This is a genomic window from Sphingopyxis terrae subsp. terrae NBRC 15098 (assembly GCF_001598815.1).
GTDB classification, from domain to species: Bacteria; Pseudomonadota; Alphaproteobacteria; order Sphingomonadales; family Sphingomonadaceae; genus Sphingopyxis; species Sphingopyxis terrae.
In genome coordinates, this window is sequence record NZ_BCZQ01000030.1 from 42,704 (window position 1) to 65,265 (window position 22,562).

A 22,562-nucleotide genomic window follows, 5' to 3' on the forward strand; every position below is an offset into this window, starting at 1 on the left:
TTTTCTCCAGACGGCAGCTATAGCTCTTGCGAATCGTTCGCATTCGCAACATTGCACGCGACTGGAGAAAGACGTCGAATGAACAGCTTCAATCGCCCCGTGTTTACAGCCGCGCTCATCGTCAGCGCCGTGGCATCCCAGGCGCACGCCCAGGTCGCCAATTCGTCCGAGAAGGACGCCAGCGACATCGTCGTGACGGCGACGCGCGCCACGACCGCGACCAAGACCGATACAGCCATCCTCGAGATCCCGCAGGCGATCGGCGTCGTAACCGCTGAGCAGATCAAGAGCCGGGGTGCCATTGGCCTTCAGGAGGCATTGCGCTATTCGGCCGGGCTGCGCACCGAGCCCAACGGATCGGACTTCCGCTTCGACTATGTGACCGCGCGGGGAGGGTTCAACGCCGCGCGTTATGTCGACGGCATGCGGATGCCGGACTCTTCATTCGTTCCGCGAACCGAGATCTACAATCTTGAGCGGATCGAGGTGCTGCGGGGGCCATCGTCCGTCCTCTACGGGCAGGGCGCGCCCGGCGGCATCGTCAACAGTTTGACCAAACGGCCCGATTTCACCAACCGGGGCGAGATCGGCGTGGAATATGGCAGCTTCGACCGCAAGCAGATCGAAGGCGACATCACCGGCGCGCTTAATGCGGATGGAACGGGCGCCGCACGGCTGGTCGGGCTGTTCCGCGACGCCGGCACCCCGATCGATTTCGGCAAGGACAACCGGCTGATGCTGGCGCCTTCGGTTCGCTTCAGGCCAGGCGAAGGGACGGACATCGTCCTGCAGGGCCTCTACCAGCGCGACCGCGCCGCCTCGATCTCGACCTTCCTGCCGATCAGCGCCACGTTGCTGGCGCCGAAAGGGCGCGAACTGCCCCGCGGGGTGTACCTTGGGGAACCAAGCCACAATTTCTACAACAGCGAACAGCTGGCTGGCACCTTGTCGGTGACGCACCGCTTCTCCGACGCGCTGACCTATAGCGGTACGCTGCGTTACAGCCATTCGACCGCGCATAATGGCGCGATCGAGGCAACTGTGTTCAGCGGTCTCGTCAACCCGTTTCTCGATCCCGACAAGCGCGTGATCGGCCGCAGCCGTTACGATTCCCGCGGCACCGCCAATATGTTCACAACCGACAACAACCTGCGCGCCGATTTCTCCACGGGTCCGTTTCGCCACAAACTGTTGCTCGGCGTCGATTACCTGCGCTCGCGATTGAGCAGCGCCACGATCAGTGTTCCGGCGGGGCCGATCGACATTTACGCACCCGCCTATAATCCGGCGAATGTGCCCGCCGCGGACTTCGTGGATGATCCCCGGGCGCTCAACACCCAGCTCGGCTTCTATCTTCAGGACCAGATCGACTTCCGCGAGGCCGCGACGTTGCTGCTGGGCGTACGCCGCGATCGCGCGGTCAGCGATGTCGCCGGAACTCCGCGACAGGTCGACAAGGCGACCACCTTCCGCGCCGGTCTCGTCCTGCACCCGCTGCCGGGGCTAGCGCCTTATGTCAGCTATTCGGAATCCTTTCTCCCGACCATCGGCCGGAATTTCTACGGCGTGCCATTCGTGCCGCAGAAGGGCGCGCAATATGAAGCGGGGATCAAATGGCAACCCGACCGGGAGACCCTGGTGGCGGTGAGCGCGTTCACGATCGAGGGCACCAACCGGATCGAGACCGATCCGATGAACGGCAACAACCAGATCCAGCAAGGCGTGGTGAAGTCTCGCGGGGTCGAGGTCGAGGCCAGCCGCACGGTGGCGCGCAACTTCACCGTGTTGGCTTCCTATTCCTATGTCCACGTCCGCACCGGGCGCAGCCCGGACACGCTTGGGGAGGCGCTGCCGATTTCGGGGGTTCCGACACACCAGGCGTCGGTCTTCGGCGAAAAGACCTTCGTCCTGCCGCATGACCTCCTCCTTCGCGTCGGTGGCGGCGTTCGCTACGTCGGCAAGTCCGCCGATGCGGCCGTGTTCCGCGACATCGTTTTGACTGGGGCCGTGGAGCGGCTGGTCACGCCGGGGTTCACCCTGGCGGACGCGCTGATCGCGCTGGAGCGGGATCGCTGGACCCTGTCGATCAACGCGACCAACCTGTTCGACAAGCATTATTATGCGAGCTGCTCGCCGCGCTCCGCATGCGGGCCGGGCTATAAGCGTAACATCGTCGCCAGCCTCGGCTATCGCTTCTGACGCGCCGGCGATGCGGCTTGCAAAGCGTTTCGATATCGCCGCGCGCACGCTGGGCGCGACGGTTGGCGCCTATGCCTTGGCCGCGCTTGTTGCGTACGCTTTGGCGCGGCTGTGGCCGGGCAGCGACGCCGAGGCCGTCGTGACCGGCACCATCGTGGGCGTGCTCGCCATGCCGGCGGCCGCAATCTGGATGTTCGGCGCGTCGAGCATCCGCCGCGCCTGGGGCGGGCTCGCGCTCGCCGGAGGCGTAGCGACCATCATTACCTGGGCTGCCGGGCTGCCCACGTGACGGCCCAACCTGCGAGTTTTCGCCAATCGATGGCTTGGTTGCACGGCTGGGCGGGCCTTGCGCTTGGCTGGCTCGTCTACGCGATCGCACTCTCCGGAACAGCCACCGTGTTCAAGGGCGAACTCGGCGACTGGATGCGGCCGGAAATCGTGGGCCGCGCCGGTCAGGTGGAAGCCGTGGCCGCCGCGCTCGACTATCTGGCGAAGGCAGCGCCGGCGTCGCCCGACTGGTATCTGAGCGCCCCCAACGCCCGCTCATCGGCCACGATCGCGAGCTACGAAGCGCCCCGCGCTGACGGCGGCCGGAACTACCGCCTCGTGGCGCTCGATCCGATCACCGGGCGGCCCGACGGGATCCGCGATACGCTCGGCGGCGAGTTCCTCTACCGGTTTCACTTCGAGCTGCAGCTGCCCTATCCCTGGGGGCGGTTGCTGGCGTCGGCGGCCGGGATGATGCTGTTGGTCACGCTGATCTCCGGGATCGTCACGCATCGGCGGATATTCGCGGACTTCTTCACCTTGCGCCCAGGCAAGGGCAAGCGCTCATGGCTCGACGCGCACAATGTCCTGGGCGTCGTCGCGATGCCGTTCCATCTGATGATCGCCCTGACCGGCGTCCTCTCTCTGGTGGCGCTCACTCTGCCCTGGGCCGCGTCAGCGCGCTACGGCGACGATATGGCGCGGTATGTGGCGGAGGCGGCGCCCGGTCTCGTCGCGCCGGCTGCGACCGGTCGGGCCGCACCGCCGGCCGACGTTCGGATGATGCTTCGCGATGCGGTCTCGCGGTTCGACGGGGGGACGATCGGGCAGGTCGCGGTGATCCATCCGGGCGACGCCGCTGCCGTCCTGCGGGTGACGCGCAGCGATGGCGACCAGCTGGCCTATGGCGCGGCAACCTCGACATATGCGATGGCGACCGGCCGGCTGGTCAGCTTCTATGCCGAGGACCGCCCGGCCAAGCGCACCTACGACATCCTCTACGGACTCCACATGGGCCGCTTTACGCCCGTCCTAGCCCATTGGCTCTATTTCCTCAGCGGCCTCGCGCTCAGCGCGACGATCGCGACCGGCCTGATCCTGTGGACGCAGAGCCGGGACCCGGCCCGGACCGGTCATCGGTTTGTCTCGCGGATCACGGTCGGGATCGTCGCCGGCATGCCGCTCGCAATCGCTGCCTTCTTGTGGGCGAACCGGCTGCTTTCACCGACGCTGGCGGGACGCGCCGAGGCGGAGGTGAGCCTGTTCTTCCTCGTTCTGGCTGCGGCCGTTCTTTATGCGGTGGCGATGCCGCCCCGACGCGGCTGGGCCTGGTTGATGGTGCTGTGTGGTGCCACGTGGCTCATGCTGCCGCTGGCATCGGCAATCGCGACGGGCCGCGGGTTGTTCGCCGGCGGCGCCTTGGGCGGCGACCGGCTGTTCGTGGCAGCGGACCTTTTGTTCTTGGTGCTTGGCGGGGCCGGCATCGCGATCGCGGTGGTCACCGCCCGGCACAAGCCCCCGGCTCCCCGGCGCAGGCGGGCCGCCGCATGATCGCCTCGTCCCTGCTTCTGGCATCGGCCGGGCTCGCGCTACTGGCGCTGTCCATGCAGCGGCATGCGGCACAGGCCGGATGGCCCCGCACCGCGCCGGGCCGCGCCGCGTGCCGCATCGGCGGCTGGGGCGCCCTGGCGGGCTCGGCGGCGCTGCGCATAGCGGGCGGCGATTGGCCGATCGCGCTCGTCGAATGGACCGGAATCGTCGGCCTGGCTGCCGCACTTGTGACGCTGACGCTGACTTACCGCCCTACGTTTGCGCGCACGGCGCTGGCACCTCTCTTCATCCTCGCCGCGCTCCTTGCCGCGCTCCTTGCCGCGGTGTGAGAGGTGCCTTCACGCCGACCTCCTACGCCCTCCACGAAATCGCCATCGTTCCTCCACGAACGCTCCGCGAAAAGGGTGCATCCGCAACCGCTTGAAGAGCATGGGTCGATGACGCCACCTCATATGTCGCTCGTCTTCGATAAGGCAGTCACTTGCAGCGTCGCTCGTACCCATGGGGCGGCCAGCCGTGCTGGTCTCGACCACTTCTTCATGGCCCCCGATCATCGACCGCAATGGGTGACAAGAACATGCGCCTGACCCGCCGCATGCTGTTGAATGTCGCCTCGTCCCTGTCAGTCTTCGGTGCTGCCCGCCAGGCCGCAGCTGAGCGGCCGCTGGCATTCCCGGCGAAGGAACTCCCGCCGAATGGAAAGGCTGCGGCGGCTCGTCGAGTGCCGGGCAAGTTCGAACCCCATGCGCGAACCTGGATGCAATGGCCTGCACGAGCCGACATCTGGGGCGACGAAGGCTTGGCGGCAGTGCGGCCAGTGTTGGCGAGGGTGGCTCAGACTGTGGCCCGCTTCGAGGATGTGATCATGCTGGCCCGCCCGGAGCAAGCTGTCGAGGCGGAACAACTCTGCGGTCCCGCAGTCAAGGTCCATCCGATGGCCGTCGACGATCTCTGGGCAGCGGATTCAGGCCCCGTTTTTGTCCTGGACCAGCGAGGGCAGATGGCAGTCGCCGACCTCGGGTTCAACGGCTGGGGAAACAAGCAGATCCACGAGGCCGACGCAGGGATCGCCAGACGCGTTGCTGCAGTGTGCGGTGTTCGTCATTTCTATACCGGGTTTGTGGCCGATGGTGGCGCCATCGAGGTGGATGGCGAAGGCACCCTCATCACGACGGAAAGCACGCTCCTTATCGAGAATCGCAATCCGGGGCTCGGGAGAGCAGAACTCGAAAATCGGCTGAGGGCGGCGCTCGGCATCGAGAAGGTCATCTGGATCCCGGGGCTTCGCGGTGAGGATATCACGGACGCGCATCCGGATGCGTTTGTGCGCTGGGTTCGGCCGGGCGTCGTCGTCGCTGAGCTCCCATCAGAGGACGACGGTTTGTGGTTCGGCGCAGCGGAGGAAGCGATCGCCATCCTCAAGGCCGCCACCGACGCACGCGGGCGACGTTTGGAGGTGGTCATCGTGCACGGACCGGGGGCGCTTCGCTCGGACGTCAAAGTCGATGAGTTCGCTGCGAGCTACATTGGCTATCATGCCTGTAACGGCGGATTAGTCATGCCCGAGTTCGGCGACGCGGCTGCCGATCAGAAGGCATTCGAAATCCTCTCTCGCCTCCATCCCGGACGAGAAGTGGTGCAGCTCAACGTGGATCGCATCTGCGAAGGCGGAGGCAGCATTCACTGCGTGACGCGTCAGCAGCCAGCTGCGTGATATGAAAAGCAATCCGGCGAGCATCGACACACCTCTGGGTTTTATCATCCAGGAACCGAGGTCTCACCTCTCGCGCGCACTTAAGTTTGTCTGACTAGGAGCATACATCGAAGGTGGTCCGTCCCAAAGTTGCATGAATAAGACCAGTTCCCCTTCCGCCGGAATCCTTATGCCGCAGACTTGCTATCCGTCTTATGCACTCGCCCCGATGTCCTGCTGACGCTTGCGCGCATCTGGAGAACGCTTGTCGGGGAGATTTCGCGCCCAAGGACGTTGCCGCCCAATGGCCCATACCCCTCCGGCCTGATAAGCTGCAGGATGGCTGGCCAGTACGCGCGAAGCGTATCTGCGACGGAAGGCCGATGATTGGTCCGCTCAACGGCGAGAGGCCCGACATGTGGCCGATGGATTGGGCGGACGCGTAGCAGCTCTCTGGTCGTAGAAATCCTATACTTCGCTACCTCTTAAGTTTTGAGAATTTCGCGACATGCTCAATCTCATATGGAGATAAGAAGATGGCCGATCACGCGACGCCAAATCTACCCAGCCGAAACTTTGAAACTTCATCGTGCTTCTACCAAAGGCTCGGTTTCAAAGAAGCCTGGCGCGACGATGAGTGGATGATCCTTCGCCGTGGTAACATTCAGCTGGAGTTTTTTCCCCACCCTGAGCTTGATCCGGCTACAAGCTGGTTTAGCTGCTGTATCCGGCTCGAGAATCTCGCTGGGTTCTATAAGATCTGCAAAGATGCAGACTTGCCGGAGACAAGCGAAGGATGGCCCCGTCTGCACGCTCCGAAGAAGGAACCGAGCGGGCTTACGGTTGGCGCGCTGATCGATCCGGACGGAACGTTAATAAGGCTGATCCAAAATTAGGAAAACGCGCTTGCCTATTCTGTGTGCTCATCTGCCATGAACGGCCGCGCGGGAGGCAAAACCTGAAAGCTGGTATTCGCGTGAGCCAGGCGTTGACACGGCGCTACCGCCCCAGTTTCGGTCCTGCGGTTCGCCGTTGCGTGCCGTAAGCGGAAAATAGATTTAGGGGCACTCGGTTGATGGATGTAGTAGGTCGCAGCCGGCGTTCGCGGGACATCGCACGGCGGGAGTGATCCCACCGTCACTTTCATCGATGAGTTCAGCTCTCCCCCGTCGTCCGGATCGCCGCGCGAGGCGGACCAGCGGGGTCAAACCGGCAGGGCCGCGCGAGGCTGTGTACTGTCGTGCCAGCCACATTTGACCAACGAGCGCCAGAGCCACTCGAGCGGGCCGCTTTCGAACCGGAGAAGCCACAGGTTGGCGACCAACAGCTGTAAGCTCGCGACGACCGCCGCGACAGCAGCCAGACCGGCAGGACCGAGGCTGCCCCCGTCCAGGACGCCCCAAGGGGCAAAAAGCACCCAGATGCCGATGATGCTCTGCATCACGTAGAGCGAAAAGGCAGTGCGTCCGGCGGCGGCAAACGCTCCGAGCAGGCGACGGCCAACCCCGCTGCTCCACGCCAGATTGATCAACGCGACATGGCCGACGGTTACGGCGATCCTGCCTAGTTCGCTCATATCCAGCCCTGCCGGGACGTTGCCCTCGACCTCGGACATGCTCCAAAGCCGCATTGCGAAACCCGCGCCATAGGCCATGACGGCCAGCACCAGATAGAAGGCGCGCGAGCGCAGGCACTGGATGATGCCCCATTTAAAGAGCGCGACGCCGATCAGCATGGTGCTCACGGCCTCGACGATGCCGTTCCATGAGCCGACATCGTCGATGTCCCACATCCCCGGGGCGGGGTCGATCTTTGCCGGCGCGGCCTCTTGGGCCAACCAGGCACCGGACGTAAGATCGCCATCGTAGCCGCTAAAGGCACCAACAGCCCCGTCGACCACGGTGAACAGGGCATAGCCCAGGCCGAGGGCCAAAGCCCACGAGGGGGTCAAACGACGGAACGGGAACAGAAACAAGGCGGCGATGGCGTAGATGTGAAGGATGTCGTCCGGCCACCTCACCAGATACAGGTGCAACAGACCGAAGCCGAGCAGCCAGAGATTGCGACGGAAGTAGGTGTCGGCGACGCCGATCGGTCCGTCGTCGCGCATGGCCCTGGCGGTCAGGAGCATCATCCCCGCGCCGAACAGCATCTCCAGCATGCCGCGCTGGGTCCCTTCCAGGATCAGACCGTCGATCCAGCCGACGGCCTGATCGAGTCCAGTTGCCGAGGCCGCCGCCTCACCACTGCTCAGCCACAACTGCGCCATGGTGGGAATGTTGAGGAAAAAGATGCCGAGGATCGCGATCCCGCGCAGGACATCCAGGATTTCGATACGCGCGCGGGCATCGGAATGCGCAACGGGCAGGATCGCGGCTTCACTCATGACTTTAGGACGACGCTCTCAAAAATCGCATGGACGACGAGCGAAGCGGTGCAAGCCTTCGCGCGGGATGGTCACGTCTGTCAGGCTAAGGTGGGCTTTGCGTCGAGAGGCAGTGGAGGAGATGTGGAGCACTCCACCTCCACACACTCTTCATAGATGACCAACAATCCTCGAGGTTTGTTGTTGCGAATACGTCGCAGGTAGAGAAGATCGTCGCTCTTCCATCTTGAGCACAAAGGTTCGCGATCGTGCCTACAGATTTTCGGCACGTCTCGGATGTGTCATCGTCCTTCTTCAATCGTCCGATCGCGGGGCATAACTGGATCTGGGGCTGCGCACTCGCCCTCCTTTGCGCGATCTGTCTCGCCGCGCCAGCGTCCGCAAAGCCTGCTCCCGTCCAGACAGTCTGGCGACTGCTCGACTATGTCGCCGTCGACTATCCCGAGGCGGTCGAGGCGGGGAGGGTAGTCAACCCCACGGAATATGCCGAAATGAAAGAGTTTTCGGCAACCGCGTCCAGGTTGATTGACGAACTTCCTTCATCTCCGGCCAAGGCCTATCTCGTGCGACAGGCGGCGGCGCTGGAACGGCACATCGCCGCCAAGGCGCCACCACAGGTCATCGCTGGCGCTGCACGCGGGCTCGCGGCCGAACTTATCAAGGCCTATCCGGTGCCGCTTGCGCCGACGGTCGCGCCAGATTTCGCGCGCGGCAGGACCCTCTACGCGCAGCATTGTGCGAGCTGCCATGGCGCGGCCGGGAAGGGCGATGGTCCGCAGTCCGCCGGTCTCGATCCGCCGCCCATCGCCTTCACCGATCCAGCGCGCGCCCGCGAACGCAGCATTTTCGCGCTTTTTCAGGTCATCGAACAGGGTCTGGAAGGCACCAGCATGGCAAGCTTCGCGCAGCTGCCGCCGCAGGATCGCTGGGCGCTCGCTCTCTACGCCGGATCGTTCGCCTATCCTGAGGGTCTGGCGCGTGAAGGCGAGGCGATCTGGCGCGGCGATCCTGCCCTGCGCAGCGCAACCGACCCGGAGACGCTGGTGGGGATGACGTCCGCCAGCCTTGCGGGCGACATCGGCGAGGACAAGGCGAACGCAGTCTTTGCCTATCTGCGCCGCCATCCCGAGGCAGCCTTCGCGGCGCCCGCCGCCGGTACGTTGACACTGGCGCGCACCCGGCTCGCAGACGCGCTGGCGGCCTATGCGCGGGGCCAGCGGAAGCTCGCGACCGAGCGCGCGCTTTCGGCCTATCTCGATGGGTTCGAGCCGGTCGAGGCGGTGCTGAGCGCACGGGATAAGGCGCTGATGATCCGAATCGAAGAGGCAATGGCGGAACTGCGGAGCGCCATTGGCAGAGGCGACTCACTCAAGGCTGTCAGAGAGCGCGCCGATGCGCTCGACGGCCTGTTCAGGGATGCCGAAGTCGCTCTGGGCTCAAATCAAGCTTCTACGACGTCCAGCTTCGTCGCCGCCTTCACCATACTCGTCCGGGAAGGGCTCGAGGCGCTCCTCATCGTAATCGCCATGATCACCTTTCTCGCCAAGTCTGGACGACGCGACGTCCTTCCCTATGTGCACGCGGGGTGGATCGCCGCGCTCGCCGCAGGTGCCGCGACATGGGCTGCGGCGATCTCGTTCATCACGATCAGCGGGGCCAGTCGCGAACTCACGGAAGGACTCGGCGGTGTGATAGCGGCGCTGGTTCTGCTCTGGGTCGGGATCTGGATGCACGGCAAGAGCCAGGCCGATGCGTGGCAGCACTACATTCGCGAGACGGTCGGTCGCGCCCTGAACCGCCGCTCTGCATGGCTGCTCTTCGGGCTCTCCTTCATCGCGGTCTACCGCGAGGTGTTCGAAACGATACTGTTCTATGCGGCGATCTGGGCGCAGGGACAGGGGAGCGCCGTCCTGACGGGCGCTGGCGCGGCACTTCTCGTGCTCGCGTTGATCGCGCTTGCGATGCTCCGGTACAGCCGCTCACTGCCGGTCGGCACGTTCTTCGCCTACAGTTCGGTCCTCGTCGCCGGGCTAGCGGTCGTGCTGATCGGCAAGGGCAGCGGCGCACTCCAGGAAGCCGGCTATCTTCCCATAACATCATGGCCGGGTGTCCCCCGCAGCGAACTGCTGGGAGTATACCCAACGCGTGAGACGTTTCTCGCCCAACTCGTCATGATCCTGCTGCTTGCCGCAGGCTTCCTCTGGAACCGGGCGCGTGCCCATGGCTGGCGGGCCGAATGACTCCGTACAGCCGCGGTCCCTTTGACCGCCTATTCTCCAACAAAAGGAACTGAAATGCGCCTTACAGGAACTTTGCTCGCCCTGACGATCGCCACGGCGATCTGCCCTGTCGCCGCGACTGCCCAGATGGCGGCGGCACCCACGCTCATTGACGGAACGGTGCTGGAACTGGTCTCGGAGGGCAAGGCGGAGCGCAATCCAAACCTGGTAACCGTCAACGCCGGGGTCGTCACCCAGGCGCCCACCGCTGCCGAAGCATTGAGCGCCAATGCCAGCCGGGTACGGCGCGTCGTCACGTCGCTGAAGGCGAGTGGGCTTGAGGATCGAGATCTTCGAACGGCGCAGATTTCGTTGCAACCGCAGTATATCTATGCAGAGAACAAGGCTCCGGTGATAACCGGCTATCAGGCGTCCAACAGCATCTCGGTCAGGTTCCGCGACGTCGCGCGTGCCGGATCTATCCTCGATCTGCTCGTGCGCGAAGGCGCGAACCAGATCGATGGCCCGACCTTCCTGACCGACAATCCGGAAGTGGCACTGGACGAAGCCCGCACCGACGCGCTTGCCAAGGCACGCGAGCGTGCTGCCCTTTACTCTCGCCTCTCAGGCTTGAACGTGGACCGCATTCTATCGATTTCCGAGAGCCCGGTTACGAATGTTCCGATGATCACAACGCGCGCGTACGCCGGAGCTGAAGCGGCCGCCGACTCAACGAAGCTGATGCCCGGGGTTCAGGAGGTCACGACCAACCTCGTGGTCCGTTTTCTGCTGAAATAAAGGACGGAGGGTAACCGGGTCGAGCCGTTCTTGAGCAAGGCCGGCGGGGTGGCAATATTCCGTATTAAACTGCTAGGGGACGTATAAATTCCACCCGGAGTTTACCGTGGTTCCTCTGGGAAAGAACGGCCGCTGGCCCTTCATCTGCTTCTCCCTCAGCCAAAACAGGTCACTTATCCCGGCCACTTCTCGGAGCCTGAATCCGATCGTGAGGCTCAGATCAATCTGCACTGACCCTAGCCTGGGGGCGTAAGTCCCGCGAGGTAAGCCGAAATACCTAGCTCGAATCTGGTCTCGAAGCTCCCCGACAAGATGGCGTCGAGGCATCGTGCGAGTGCGGGAAAGCGACCGGAAGCGGCATCCTGAAATTGCTGCCGAACCGACGCGTCGGCTGTCTCTTCGCGCCATCGCGCAGCGAAGCCTTGCTCCTCGATCGCAAAGCCAAGCACATAGTAGACGAGATTGAACATCGAGTCTGTCGCCAGGCGTTCATCCAAGCCTTTACGGAGCAGCGCACTCAGCGCGGCGTCGCCAACAGCGAGGACGTTATCGCCCATCACGTACGTACCGGCGTAGATTCGCGCGCCATCGCGCCGTGACAACAGGGCTGCACGAAGGGCCCCGGCTAGGGATCGGAGCACATCGTCCGGGTCGGCATCCACATCCACCGTGTCCAACACTGGTGCGATCAACGCATTGGCCATCTGGTCCAGCAGGTCCTGCTTGGACGGAAAATGCCAATAGAGCGTCGGCGCCTGCACGTTCAGCGCCTTCGCCAGCACCCTCATCGTCAGTCCGTCGCTGCCTACCTCGTCCAAGAGTGCGAGGGCCGTGCGCACAACCGCCTGTTTCTCGATCGCCATGGTTGACCCTCTAACACCGTTAGAGCAATCTAACAACGTTAGATTGGAGGCCCACGATGAAGAAGGTTGATGTGGTGGTGGTCGGTGGCGGCCCTGTAGGGCTGTGGACGGCATGCGAGCTGAAACTCGCCGGACTCGACGTTGCCGTGCTCGAGCGTCGTATCGCGCGGACAGATCAGTCGCGGGCGCTGACGATCCACGGCAGGACGGTCGAGCTGTTCGCGATGCGCGGAATCGCAGATCGCTTCCTTGCCGAGGGCAAGCCGATCCCGACCGGCCATTATGCGGCGCTGGATACGCGCCTCGATTTTTCGAGCTTCGACACGCAGTTTCCGTTCACCCTCTTCCTGGCGCAGAGCCGGACAGAGGCACTGATCGAAGATCATGCCCGTGAACTCGGTGTGGAGTTCCTGCGCGGACATATGGTCGAGAGCATCACCGGCGATGCAGCGGAAGGCTACCAATTATCCGCCCGACAGGAGTGCGGCGTGTCCGTCTTCGGTGCTCGGGCGGTGGTCGGAGCAGATGCACGACACAGCATCGTGCGGCGGACGGCGGGCATCGCCTTCGAGGGAAGCGATGCCACCGTGAGCATCATGATGGGCGATGTCCGCCTGAAAGGTGCGAACGGGCCGCCCGTGCGAACGGTCAGTAATGAGCGCGGAGGGGTGACGATCGTGCCAGTCGGCCCCGGTGGGGTGGCACGTGTGATCGTCATCGATCCTCGGCGCATGAGGATCCCTGTCGGCGAGCCGCTGTCGCTGGAGGAACTCGCGTCCTCGACACGCCAAGTCTTGGGTGAGGATGTGCAACTGAGCGATCCAACCTGGCTCAGCCGCTTCGGCGACGAGACCCGGCTTGCCGCGCGTTACCGCGAGGGCAACCTGTTCCTGGCCGGCGACGCCGCGCATCTCCATTTGCCGGCCGGAGGACAGGGCATGAATGTCGGCCTTCAGGACGCAATGAACCTGGGCTGGAAGCTAGCCGCAGTCTTGAACGGCGTAGCGCCCGATGCTCTTCTCGACAGTTATCAGAAGGAACGACGACCGGTTGGCGCGCAACTCGCCCGCAACACCCTGGCGCAAGGCGCTGTGATGACCGGGTTCGACCTCGCGCATCTGGCACTCCGAGCAGAGATGTCAGAGTTGCTCGAGTTGCCGGAGGTAAACCGTAGGCTGGCGGGCGTGCTGTCGGGGTTCGACCTGCGCTATCTGGGCGGTGATCTGTTCGGCGATGCGCTTGGCGTCGGGGAGCGCGTGGCCGACCGCGCCCTCAGGTTTGCCGATGGAACCTATACGAGCATTTATCGTCTGCTGTCGCGGGGCAAGTGGCTGCATCTGTCTTGCCAGAGCGGGATGCGGATGCCTCTGCCTGAATGGCTTCACCCACAGGCGGTGGACTTCGTTAGTGCCAGCTTTGCTGGGCTCGAAGTCCGTGACGACAGCGTGGCAGCCTGCCTAATCCGACCTGACGGCTATAACGCCGGGCATACAATCGCTTCTGGCGTAGCTGCCACAAACCCCGCGTAGCCCGGACCGGATTGCAATGATGGCGCACTCGACAGGATGGGATGCCGTCATGTTCAGCTAGCCGAAGTTGTTGAATTGTAGACTTGCCGGCACGCTTGTGTCGCGCCTGTGTGCCGCGCACTGAACGTGGCAAAGAAGGAGTTTGCGTCACTTTGCGCGTCGACTTCGGCGGTTCGAGCGATCAATAATCGATCACGAATGCCGTCGTTCGTGACATGCCTTAGCGAACTGGTGTCACGCTGGCGTTCCCATAAGCGCGAAGGACAGCGTTAAGTGTGCGGGACCAATTGAAGTTCATCGCGCTGGCGAGGGCACCGTCCGACAGTGTGCGGCGGAGGTCCGGCTCGGCGATCAGGCGCCGCACCCCTTCTGAGTAGGCGGGGACGAGACCTGGAGAGACGAGCAGTCCTGATCGGCCGCACTCGATCAGGACGCGATTCACCGGGACATCGGCCGCCACCACAGGAAGTCCCGAAGCCATGGCCTCGAGAGTGACGTTGCCGAACGTTTCAGTGAGACTCGGGTTGAGGAGGATGTCGGCGCTGGCCACGGCCCTTCCGAGCGCGAAGCCGGCAAGGTGACCGGTGAAGACAGCGTCAGGCAGCCGGCGCGCCAGGCGCAAGCGCTCCGGACCATCTCCGACGATCAGGGGGCGAACCGGAATGCCCGCATTGCGAAGCGCGGCGATCGTGGTGGCGAAGGCATCGCAACCCTTTTCCGCGACTAGCCGTCCGAAAAAGAGCAATGCCAGCTCGTGGTCGGCGATGCCGACGGAACGGCGCCAACCCATATCACGTAGCGAGGGATGAAATTCCTCGGGATCGATCCCGCGGCTCCAGATGTGAGTCGCCTCTATTCCGATCCCCGCGAGCTGCTTTGCCACCTCCATGCTTGGAACCAGCACGGCGTCGCACCGCCCGTAGAACCGGCGCAGCCAAGCCTCGGCCACGCCTCGCAGACGACGTAGCCCATAATATTCCAGATAAGTCTCGAACCGGGTGTGAACGCTCGCCACGACTGGGACGCCGATGGCCCGCGCGAGCCGGATCGCCGCTGCGCCGAGCCCGTCAGGTGCGGAGACATGCACAAGCGTGGGGGCAAAGCGACGCACATCGTGGGCGATCGCGCGCGGCAGGCCAGGGGCGTAGCGATATTCCGGCCGGAACGGGATCGGCCAGGACGGTACCGAGACGAGCGCGCCGGCCGGCGGGAACGCAGGTCGCGCGACGGTCGGCGAATAGACCCGCACCGCATGTCCTCGCTCAAGGGTGTGCGCCACCAGGCGGTTCAGCGCGCGATTGGCGCCGTCGCGCACGCAGTTGAAGTTCCCCGAAAACAGCGCCACCCGATGCGGTTCGCCCGCGTGCGGGCCCAGGTCAGCCGGGCACGCAGGCGCGGCGTTGCCGACCTGCCTGAACGGAGCGGAAGCGGCTGCTCTGGTCGCGACGTCCATGTTCAGCAGCGATTCTGGCCGCGGTCGATCGCGCGTCCGGCCAGCGCGCCCACGCCGCCCCCGATGATCGTTCCGGCCCCACGGTCGCGAGCGACTTCCCGGCCAAGCAGTCCGCCCGCCAGCGCGCCGACGATAAGGCCGCCCGTACCGCTCCGGCGGCGGCAGTGATGATAGGAACGATAGTCATCCTCGTCATCATAATAGGCGGTCTCGCGCGCGTGACGGCCGCGGTCATGCCAGCCTTCGCGCCAGCCATGGTCGTAGCCGTCGTCGCGGCCATCTTCATAACCGTCATCGCGCCCATCACCGTAGCCGTCGTACCACTCATCGCCGGATCGGTCGTGCCAGCCCCACGACTGCGCGGCCGCTCCCGTCGGCAGGGTCAGGCTGACGATTGCCGCCAGCGCCACCGCCATGTGCCCACATTTGCGCATCGCATCCTCCGAAGTCGAATGAACACCGAGGCGGTGTCCTGGATGATCCTTCTAGGAGCGGATCGTTGTTCGACCGTGGTGGGTATGTTGAGACAAAGTGGAGACACCGGAGGATGTCAGCGTCTCCATCATATCGCGACAATGTATCCACCGTTCACCCATGGAGGCGGGGCATGGCCCTCGCTCAACCTCCCCGGGACGAGTCATGACGCCGACGCGAGATAGACGACCCAGCTACGGTGGCGGCACGAAGCCTCCGACTGACTGCAGGTCAATTTTGGTCTTCCCGACCGCTACCACGGGAGCTGTTTCGCCAGCCCGTCCGATGGCAGCTCGCCGTTGACGGTGCGCTGGTTGTCGACTCCTCGCTCCCGCGCGCTCGTTCTGGTGACGCTGCTCGTTCTCGGCGTGGCGCTCTGGGCGGTGTTCTTTCGCGAGCCGCCAAAACCTGACCTCGCGACGGCGGCGGTGACGGTCGGGGACATAGACCAGACCGTCCTTGCGACCGGAAAGCTTCGTCCCAAGGAACTGGTCAATGTCGGCGCGCAGGTGTCGGGCCAAGTCAAGCGCCTCTATGTCACGCTCGGTCAGCACGTCCGTGCAGGCGATCTCATCGCGGACATCGACCCCCGGCCGCAGGAACTGGCGCTGCGCAGTGCGGAAGCGGCCGAGGAAACCTTGCGGGCACAACGCTCCGGACGTGAGGCGGCTATGGAACAGGCCGACCTTGCCTTCCGGCGTCAGCAGACGATGCTCGCCGCGGACGCGACGGCACGCGCGGACTTCGAGGCGGCCCGCGCATCATTGCGTTCGCTCCGAAGCGAGCTCCGCTCTCTCGATGCCCAGCTCGTGCAGGCGCGGACTCAGGTCGATACGGCGCGCATCAATCTCGGCTTTACCCGCATCACGGCGCCGATGGACGGCGTGGTGGTCGCGGTCGTGACCAAGCAGGGCCAGACGCTCAACGCGTTCCAGACCGCGCCGACCATCGTGATGCTCGCCCGGCTCGATGTGATGACCGTCCGCGCGGAAATCTCCGAAGCCGACATTCAAAAGGTGAGGCCGGGACAGCCGGTGTGGTTCACCACCATCGGCGATCCCGACCGGCGCTACGTCGCGCGCATCGCGCAGGTGGAGCCGGCGCCAGAATCGATCTCGGCGGACCAGAGCGGCGGGCAGGGCACCTCCCAGGGTGGGACGAGCACGCCCGCGGCGGTCTACTATAATGCGTTGTTCGACGTTCCCAATGCCGACGGTCACCTCCGACCCTCGATGACCGCGCAGGTCACCGTGATGCTTGCGCGGATGCGACGTGCCGTCATCATGCCGGTGGCCGCACTGCAGCAACGTGACAGGATGGGGCGCTATTCGGTGCGGGTGCTCGACGCCCGCGGCCGCCCCGTCGAACGCAAGATCAGGATTGGGATTTCCGACGGCAACAACGTCGTCGTCCTCGCTGGCCTGACCCCGCGCGAAAAGGTGGTGATCGCCGAGGCTGCGGCCGCTCCGGCGAGCACGAGCCTGGACTATTGATATGAACATGCCGCCGCTGCTGCAGCTCAGTGACCTTCGGCGCGAGTTTCCGGCCGGGGACGACATGATCGCGGTGCTCAGGGATGTGCACCTCGAGATCCACGCCGGCGAACTGGTGGCGATCGTCGGCGCCTCCGGGTCGGGCAAATCGACGCTCATGAACATCCTCGGCTGCCTCGACCGGCCGACGTCGGGAACGTACCGGTTCGCCGGCCGCGATGTCAGCGCCCTCGATCCGGACGAACTGGCCGCGCTGCGCCGCGAACATTTCGGCTTCATCTTCCAGCGCTACCATCTTCTCGCCGACCTCGACGCGGCCGGCAATGTGGTCGTACCCGCGATTTATGCGGGCCGGACGCCGACTGCGCGTGCCGAACGCGCCCGCATGCTCCTCGAGCGGCTCGGCCTGCGCGATCGCCTGCACCACAGACCGGGCCAGCTCTCCGGCGGGCAGCAGCAGCGCGTCTCGATCGCGCGCGCCCTGATGAATGGTGGCGACGTCATCCTCGCGGACGAGCCGACTGGCGCGCTCGATGCGTCGAGCGGCGAGGGGGTGATGCGGATCCTTCAGGAACTGAATGCCGAAGGCCATACCGTCATCATCGTCACTCACGACATGGGTGTCGCCGCCCACGCGCGACGGATCATCGAGATCAGCGATGGGATCATCGTCGCCGACCGCCCTACCTTGCCGGTCGGTTCACGTGAGCACCGCTCGCAGCTTCGGGCCACCGGTCAGCCGGCCGCCTCCAAATGGCGGGCGATCGCCGACCGTTTCGGCGAAGCGTTCCGCATGGCGTTGCTGGCGATGGCGGCGCACCGGCTTCGGACCTTCCTGACGATGCTCGGCATCATCATCGGCATCGCTTCCGTCGTCTCGGTCGTGGCCCTGGGGAAGGGGGCGGAAGCCAAGGTAATGGCCGAAATCAGCGAACTCGGCACCAACACAATCGAAATCTTCCCCGGCCGCGACTTCGGCGACCCGCGCGCCGGCGAAATTGCGACTCTTGTCGAAACGGATGCCTCGGCGCTCGCCCGCGAACCCTATGTCGACAGCGTCTCGCCGAACCTTTCGACCAGCGTCACCGCCCGCTTTCGCGAGCGGGCCGTCACGAGCCAGGTCAACGGCGTCGGCGCGCAACATTTCCGCGTGCGCGGGCTGCGCCTTGAAAAGGGGGCGGTGTTCGACGAATCGGCTGCGGTCGGTTCCCGTCAGGTGGCGGTGCTCGACGAGAAGGCCCGCAGGACGCTCTTCCCCGGCCCGACCGATCCGATCGGCGCGACGATCCTGCTGGGCGCGACGCCCGTACGGGTCATCGGCATCCTGGCGCCGAGCCCGGGCGGCGGATATGGATCGACCCCGACCGTCTATTTGCCGTATCAGACTGTCGCCACACGACTTCTCGGCAGGGGGCGGCTCGAGAGCATCACGATACGCGTCGCGGACGGGGTCTCGAGCGGCGCCGCCGAACAGGCCGTGACCCGGTTGCTCACGCAGCGCCACCGGACGAAGGACTTCTTCGTCTTCAATTCCGACCAGGTCCGCAAGGCGATCTCCCGAACGAGCGCGACCCTGACGCTGCTGATCTCCGCGATTGCCGTGATCGCCCTGGTCGTCGGCGGTATCGGGGTCATGAACATCATGCTGGTGTCGGTGACCGAGCGCACCCACGAAATCGGTATCTGCATGGCGGTTGGCGCCCGGCAAAGCGACATCCTCCAGCAGTTCCTCATCGAGGCGGTGTTGGTCTGCCTCATCGGCGGCGCGGCCGGTGTGGCGCTTGCGCTTGGCCTCGGCCTTGTCATGAGCCTTGGCGGAAGCGAGTTCCAAATGATCTTCAGCCTGCCGTCGATCATGCTCGCCTTCGTCTGCTCGACAGCGATCGGCATCCTGTTCGGGTTCCTGCCCGCGCGCAACGCCGCGCGGCTCGACCCGGTCGTGGCACTGGCGCGCGACTGATGCGCCAGCCGCTCGCCGCCGCCTCGCTGGCGCTCATTCTGACGGGCTGCGCGCCTCTGAGCCGCACACCCTATGTTGCACCAGTCGTTCCACTACCCCCGAACTTCGCCCACGCGCCATCGTCCGACCGGGATCCCCTGCCGGCGATGCGGCACGATCGCTGGTGGCGCGAATTTCGCGATCCCTCCCTCGATGCGGTGATCGACCTCGCCATCGAGCGCAATCCGGATCTCGCCGCGGCGGCTGTTCGAGTCCGCCGCGCAACCCTGCAGGCGCGCCTCACGGCCAATGCGCTGCGGCCGATACCGGGCGGCAATCTCTCGACAGGCGCCAGTCGTGCGCTGTCGGGGCCAAACCAGCGGTCGATCGAAAGCGGGGCTGGTGCGATCGACATCAGCTGGGAAGCCGATCTGTTCGGCCGCCTGGGCGCCGAGCGCGATGCTGCGCGTTTCGAGGCCCTTGCCACCGCGGAAGATCGGGACGCTGCGTTCCTGTCGCTCGTCGGCACGGCCGCCACGCTCTATTGGCAGATCGCGTCCGCCAACGAGCGTATCGCCGCGGCCGACCAGAGCCTGAACTATGCTCGACGCACCCAGTCGCTGGTCGACGTCCAGTACCGCGCCGGCGCCGTTTCCATGCTTGAACGGCGCGAGGCTGAACAGAGCGTTACCGTTCAGGAAGCGGCGCTCAGCCAGCTCCGTCAAACCCGATCCGAGGCCCGTCAGGCGTTGATGATGTTGCTCGCCGGCGATCCGCCGGCATCGGCGGAGCGGCAGGCGCTCGATCGCTCGCCCATGCCACCGATCGCCGCGGGAGTTCCAGCCGAGCTGCTGGGTCGGCGTCCGGATTTGCGCGCGGCCGAACTGCGCCTGCGTGCAAGCCTGGCAGGCAGCGACGCGGTCCGTGCAAGCTATTATCCGGCATTGACGTTGACGAGCTCGATCGGCACCTCGAGCACCAGCCTGCTCAATGTCCTTGCCAATCCGGTTGCTGCGCTGGGCGCCGGTCTGACCCTTCCATTCCTCAACGCGCGGGCAATGCGGCTCGATACGGCGGTTGCACGCACGCGCTACGAGGAAGCTGTGATCCTGTTTCGCAAGTCGCTCTACACCGCGCTCGGCGAGGTGGAGAACGCGCTCTCGGCCCGCGCCGAACTCGTGGTCCAGGGCGGCGCGCTCCTCCGCGCCTACACGGCTGCGGCGGAGGCGGAACGGCTCTATGGCGTACGCTACCGCGCAGGTGCGGCGCCGTTGCGGGCCTGGCTCGACGCGCAGGAGCGGCGGCGAAACGCCGAGCAGGACTTGTCCGCCAATCGCCTCATGCAGTTGGAAGCGCATGTTCGGCTTCACCAGGCGCTGGGCGGAGGGTTCGGCTCGTAGAAGCGGAGGAAGCCGACACGGGGACCCGCGAAGGGGAGCAGGCAATATCATCCCGATCGGAGCTGTCTGGCAATGTGTTCCCCGCGCTGGGGCCAGGCAGCGCGATGCAAGCGCCAATGCTGCCAAGGCGACTGGCTTGGGCTTGGGGCTGGCTGTCAATGCTTCCCTGTCCGGAACTCAATCGGAACTGAGATGGATCTCATTTGCGGCAGCAACTTGATGTGAAGCGCCGGCAAGACAATATACTTCTCTATGGTGAGGAAAGGATCATTGGCGCCGGCAATGACAGCCGCGATGCTCGCGATCAGTGCGGCCTCGCCGATCGCTGCGCAGTCGGCCGAGCGCGAGCATACCAGTCCGCACGCGCGCATCGTCAACGTACCGGGGCACGGCACCGTCTACGTCAAGCCCGTGCCGTCGAGCGACACCCGCTCGCAACCCCGTACAGTCAATGTGCCGGGATACGGCGAGCTTTACGTGGTACCCGTCCGGCCGAAGGACACCCGCACGCCGAGGCAGCGTTGTGTGGATGAGGAAATCGCCGCCGGCGGCGGCTCTCCTTCTCGGCTAACGATGGGCACGATCGATCTCAAGTGCAGCCAGCGCTGACGCTTGTAGCGTGGCCCGATATGGTGGGCGGCCTGACTTAGCCTCCGACATTGTCCCGGTCGCGCAATACCGCCTCGCCGGTCAGGGGATTGGTCAGCGTCACGTTTTCGAGCGCCTTGATTCGCCACGAGTCTCCGGCTCGAGGGAGCACTGCAAGGATCAGAGTATCGACCGAATGCGGACCGGCGGGGATGCGCTCTTCCAGCGGTGAGGCGGCTCCAGAAGTGGACCACGGTCGCCCCCTCAGCGATCGGGATCACGTCGATCGCCTCATTGTCGAGAGTGGAATCGCTATAGGTCGTTTCATGAATTGGTGTGTGCAGAGTAATAACCGCGTTGTCACCGCTGAGATAATATCCAAAGCAATACACGAACGTAGCATGTTCATGGAAGAGCGATCCCAGAGTAGTCATGCCATGGGCGTTCCATGCGGCTTGACACTCTGAGGGGCATCTTCGGGTCGCTTCATCTCAGTCATGACTGCCTCACACGCTACAAGGGAGCAGCCTTGAGCCGTGCCGCGTCGGCTATGGTGTTGATGAGTCCGATATCCACCGCGAGCACAGGCCTCCCGATGTGCTCGGCGACATTCAATAGCGCGCCAGGAGGCGCTCGACTGTCGGCCCAGCGGTGCAGTCTTTGCCATTTTCGTTCCTGATGTCGCGCTCGAGCGCTTTACGGATCTCCGCGATCTGGGCATCGGTCAGATGCTCAATGCCGACAAATTCCGCGCGCGCCTTGTCCAGCGCGCGAAGAATTTCGTCCAGTTTCGCCTGCATCGCAGCGCCATCGCGGTTCTGGCTGTTCTGGATCAGGAACACCGCGAGAAACGTGAGCACCGTCGTCGCGGTGTTGATGAGCAGCTGCCAGGTATTGGAATAGCCCATCAGCGGCCCGCTGGCCGCCCAGATCAGCACGAGCAGGGTAGAGATAATGAACGCCAGCGGATGCCCCATAATGTGAGCCGACCACCCGGCCACTTTGGTGAAAATCCGGTCCATAAAGAATCTCCTAGGATGGCAGCCGAATGCCTTCGTTCTGCGCGGCATCCAAAATGGCGAGCCCCGGCTCGCTCGGTCGGGCTTCCTCAGAATTCACCTTCGCGTCTCAGCGGAAACTTAAGCCATGTTCAGCCGGGCTCCGTGGTCGAGGGGGTTCTCCTTAGCCTTCCACGCGTGCCGGACGAGAAGCTCACGAGTACGCCGAAACCTAAGCCGACATATACAATCGCCGCGCGGTCATCGCGCCAATTCGCGCCTCTCCACGCTTCCGCAACATTGTCCCAACATTTATCCGCTATCGCTCGAGGCGGTCGCAAAAAGTTGGCTGTTGGAAACGATCGGCAAAACGCCGGATAGTAGCGCAAGGTTTTATTGGAGTATTTTCTTGAACATCGAAAGCGTCCAGCTTGCCTGCTGAACCGAAGCCTGTCGGAGAGGAGGAATATGATCCTGTTGATGCAGAGGTGTTGTTTCTCCTACTGATGGAACGATGGGCGCTGTCCATACTGATAGCGTTGCACAAAAAGCCCTTGCGGTTCTCGATGTTGCGGCGCGCTATTCCCAGACTTAGCGCGAACGTCCTCACAGCGCGTCTAAGACGATTAGAAGCCGCTCAACTCGTGGTCCGAACAACCTCAACTCTGCCGAACCCTCATCGGCTGTATGATCTCGGCCCACTCGCGCAGGA

The 22,562-nt window shown here is 64.3% G+C and carries 19 protein-coding genes; 14 read left to right on the top strand and 5 right to left on the bottom strand.

Going from position 1 to position 22,562, the window contains the following annotated elements; all coding sequences use genetic code 11:
* Positions 1–78: 78 nt before the first annotated feature.
* From STE01S_RS16070 to STE01S_RS16095, 6 genes are all read left to right on the top strand, one after another.
* Positions 79–2,199: a TonB-dependent siderophore receptor gene (locus STE01S_RS16070; protein ID WP_062769586.1), complete on the top strand. Its 2,121-nt coding sequence runs from the start codon at positions 79–81 to the stop codon at positions 2,197–2,199.
* A 10-nt stretch (positions 2,200–2,209) separates the two neighbouring features.
* Complete coding sequence (locus STE01S_RS16075; protein WP_062769589.1) at positions 2,210–2,488, top strand: hypothetical protein; 279 nt, start codon at positions 2,210–2,212, stop codon at positions 2,486–2,488.
* A 29-nt stretch (positions 2,489–2,517) separates the two neighbouring features.
* The gene (locus STE01S_RS16080) at positions 2,518–4,017 is read left to right on the top strand and encodes a PepSY-associated TM helix domain-containing protein (RefSeq protein ID WP_062769592.1); all 1,500 of its coding nucleotides are present in this window, start codon (positions 2,518–2,520) and stop codon (positions 4,015–4,017) included.
* Positions 4,014–4,346 (top strand): DUF3325 domain-containing protein, encoded by a 333-nt coding sequence (locus STE01S_RS16085; RefSeq protein WP_062769595.1) that lies wholly within the window; start codon positions 4,014–4,016, stop codon positions 4,344–4,346. Before STE01S_RS16080 ends, STE01S_RS16085 begins: the two co-directional genes overlap by 4 nt.
* Before the next feature lie 233 nt (positions 4,347–4,579).
* Positions 4,580–5,731, top strand: a complete 1,152-nt coding sequence (locus STE01S_RS16090) for an agmatine deiminase family protein (RefSeq protein WP_218016998.1) — start codon at positions 4,580–4,582, stop codon at positions 5,729–5,731.
* 515 nt (positions 5,732–6,246) lie between these two features.
* Positions 6,247–6,606 carry a bleomycin resistance protein gene (locus STE01S_RS16095; protein WP_062769598.1) on the top strand — a complete coding sequence of 120 codons (360 nt, stop codon included), beginning with the start codon at positions 6,247–6,249 and terminating at the stop codon, positions 6,604–6,606.
* 308 nt (positions 6,607–6,914) lie between these two features.
* On the opposite strand, the gene STE01S_RS16100 is transcribed toward STE01S_RS16095, so the two are convergent.
* Positions 6,915–8,096, bottom strand: coding sequence for a DUF418 domain-containing protein (locus tag STE01S_RS16100; protein ID WP_062769601.1), 1,182 nt, complete (start codon positions 8,094–8,096; stop codon positions 6,915–6,917).
* A 305-nt stretch (positions 8,097–8,401) separates the two neighbouring features.
* Between STE01S_RS16100 and STE01S_RS16105 the strand changes: the two genes are divergently transcribed.
* Together STE01S_RS16105 and STE01S_RS16110 are read left to right on the top strand one after the other, a co-directional pair.
* A complete protein-coding gene (locus STE01S_RS16105) occupies positions 8,402–10,336 on the top strand; it encodes an FTR1 family protein (protein ID WP_409371993.1) in 1,935 nt (644 codons plus the stop codon).
* Between the two features lie 54 nt (positions 10,337–10,390).
* Positions 10,391–11,113: an SIMPL domain-containing protein gene (locus STE01S_RS16110; RefSeq protein WP_062769604.1), complete on the top strand. Its 723-nt coding sequence runs from the start codon at positions 10,391–10,393 to the stop codon at positions 11,111–11,113.
* A 236-nt stretch (positions 11,114–11,349) separates the two neighbouring features.
* Here the strand turns inward: STE01S_RS16110 and STE01S_RS16115 are convergent, their stop codons facing one another.
* Positions 11,350–11,976 carry a TetR/AcrR family transcriptional regulator C-terminal domain-containing protein gene (locus tag STE01S_RS16115; protein WP_062769607.1) on the bottom strand — a complete coding sequence of 209 codons (627 nt, stop codon included), beginning with the start codon at positions 11,974–11,976 and terminating at the stop codon, positions 11,350–11,352.
* Between the two features lie 56 nt (positions 11,977–12,032).
* Here STE01S_RS16115 and STE01S_RS16120 point away from each other — a divergent pair, with 56 nt between their 5' ends.
* Complete coding sequence (locus STE01S_RS16120; RefSeq protein WP_062769610.1) at positions 12,033–13,505, top strand: FAD-dependent oxidoreductase; 1,473 nt, start codon at positions 12,033–12,035, stop codon at positions 13,503–13,505.
* 220 nt (positions 13,506–13,725) lie between these two features.
* Here the strand turns inward: STE01S_RS16120 and STE01S_RS16125 are convergent, their stop codons facing one another.
* Together STE01S_RS16125 and STE01S_RS16130 are read right to left on the bottom strand one after the other, a co-directional pair.
* On the bottom strand, positions 13,726–14,958 hold the full coding sequence (locus STE01S_RS16125; RefSeq protein WP_082813381.1) for a glycosyltransferase family 4 protein: 1,233 nt from the start codon (positions 14,956–14,958) through the stop codon (positions 13,726–13,728).
* 2 nt (positions 14,959–14,960) lie between these two features.
* Positions 14,961–15,392, bottom strand: coding sequence for a glycine zipper domain-containing protein (locus STE01S_RS16130; RefSeq protein WP_082813382.1), 432 nt, complete (start codon positions 15,390–15,392; stop codon positions 14,961–14,963).
* A 345-nt stretch (positions 15,393–15,737) separates the two neighbouring features.
* On the opposite strand from STE01S_RS16130, the gene STE01S_RS16135 reads away from it, so the two are divergent.
* The 4 genes from STE01S_RS16135 to STE01S_RS19765 all read left to right on the top strand — a co-directional run bounded on the left by STE01S_RS16135 (position 15,738) and on the right by STE01S_RS19765 (position 20,873).
* On the top strand, positions 15,738–16,925 hold the full coding sequence (locus tag STE01S_RS16135) for an efflux RND transporter periplasmic adaptor subunit (protein ID WP_255265993.1): 1,188 nt from the start codon (positions 15,738–15,740) through the stop codon (positions 16,923–16,925).
* Positions 16,926–16,932: 7 nt separating this feature from the next.
* Complete coding sequence (locus STE01S_RS16140) at positions 16,933–18,885, top strand: MacB family efflux pump subunit (RefSeq protein ID WP_255265990.1); 1,953 nt, start codon at positions 16,933–16,935, stop codon at positions 18,883–18,885.
* Entirely contained in the window at positions 18,885–20,264 is a 1,380-nt protein-coding gene (locus STE01S_RS16145; protein ID WP_062769619.1) for an efflux transporter outer membrane subunit, read from the top strand. The genes STE01S_RS16140 and STE01S_RS16145 overlap by 1 nt, the downstream gene beginning before the upstream one ends.
* Positions 20,265–20,546: 282 nt before the next feature.
* Positions 20,547–20,873 carry a hypothetical protein gene (locus tag STE01S_RS19765; protein WP_255265991.1) on the top strand — a complete coding sequence of 109 codons (327 nt, stop codon included), beginning with the start codon at positions 20,547–20,549 and terminating at the stop codon, positions 20,871–20,873.
* 590 nt (positions 20,874–21,463) lie between these two features.
* Here the strand turns inward: STE01S_RS19765 and STE01S_RS16155 are convergent.
* Positions 21,464–21,874 carry a low affinity iron permease family protein gene (locus STE01S_RS16155; RefSeq protein ID WP_062769625.1) on the bottom strand — a complete coding sequence of 137 codons (411 nt, stop codon included), beginning with the start codon at positions 21,872–21,874 and terminating at the stop codon, positions 21,464–21,466.
* A gap of 482 nt (positions 21,875–22,356) precedes the next feature.
* Between STE01S_RS16155 and STE01S_RS21035 the strand changes: the two genes are divergently transcribed.
* Positions 22,357–22,562, top strand: a 206-nt coding sequence (locus STE01S_RS21035) for a winged helix-turn-helix transcriptional regulator (RefSeq protein ID WP_409371994.1), incomplete at its 3' end; no start/stop codon positions are given.

Excerpts from the sequence above, each read along its gene's own strand:
- STE01S_RS16070 (WP_062769586.1), top strand. The coding sequence starts at position 79 with ATGAACAGCTTCAATCGCCCCGTGTTTACAGCCGCGCTCATCGTCAGC.
- STE01S_RS16075 (WP_062769589.1), top strand. The coding sequence starts at position 2,210 with ATGCGGCTTGCAAAGCGTTTCGATATCGCCGCGCGCACGCTGGGCGCG.
- STE01S_RS16080 (WP_062769592.1), top strand. The coding sequence starts at position 2,518 with ATGGCTTGGTTGCACGGCTGGGCGGGCCTTGCGCTTGGCTGGCTCGTC.
- STE01S_RS16085 (WP_062769595.1), top strand. The coding sequence starts at position 4,014 with ATGATCGCCTCGTCCCTGCTTCTGGCATCGGCCGGGCTCGCGCTACTG.
- STE01S_RS16090 (WP_218016998.1), top strand. The coding sequence starts at position 4,580 with ATGGGTGACAAGAACATGCGCCTGACCCGCCGCATGCTGTTGAATGTC.
- STE01S_RS16095 (WP_062769598.1), top strand. The coding sequence starts at position 6,247 with ATGGCCGATCACGCGACGCCAAATCTACCCAGCCGAAACTTTGAAACT.
- STE01S_RS16100 (WP_062769601.1), bottom strand. The coding sequence starts at position 8,096 with ATGAGTGAAGCCGCGATCCTGCCCGTTGCGCATTCCGATGCCCGCGCG.
- STE01S_RS16110 (WP_062769604.1), top strand. The coding sequence starts at position 10,391 with ATGCGCCTTACAGGAACTTTGCTCGCCCTGACGATCGCCACGGCGATC.
- STE01S_RS16115 (WP_062769607.1), bottom strand. The coding sequence starts at position 11,976 with ATGGCGATCGAGAAACAGGCGGTTGTGCGCACGGCCCTCGCACTCTTG.
- STE01S_RS16120 (WP_062769610.1), top strand. The coding sequence starts at position 12,033 with ATGAAGAAGGTTGATGTGGTGGTGGTCGGTGGCGGCCCTGTAGGGCTG.
- STE01S_RS16125 (WP_082813381.1), bottom strand. The coding sequence starts at position 14,958 with ATGGACGTCGCGACCAGAGCAGCCGCTTCCGCTCCGTTCAGGCAGGTC.
- STE01S_RS16130 (WP_082813382.1), bottom strand. The coding sequence starts at position 15,392 with ATGCGCAAATGTGGGCACATGGCGGTGGCGCTGGCGGCAATCGTCAGC.
- STE01S_RS16140 (WP_255265990.1), top strand. The coding sequence starts at position 16,933 with ATGCCGCCGCTGCTGCAGCTCAGTGACCTTCGGCGCGAGTTTCCGGCC.
- STE01S_RS16145 (WP_062769619.1), top strand. The coding sequence starts at position 18,885 with ATGCGCCAGCCGCTCGCCGCCGCCTCGCTGGCGCTCATTCTGACGGGC.
- STE01S_RS19765 (WP_255265991.1), top strand. The coding sequence starts at position 20,547 with ATGACAGCCGCGATGCTCGCGATCAGTGCGGCCTCGCCGATCGCTGCG.
- STE01S_RS16155 (WP_062769625.1), bottom strand. The coding sequence starts at position 21,874 with ATGGACCGGATTTTCACCAAAGTGGCCGGGTGGTCGGCTCACATTATG.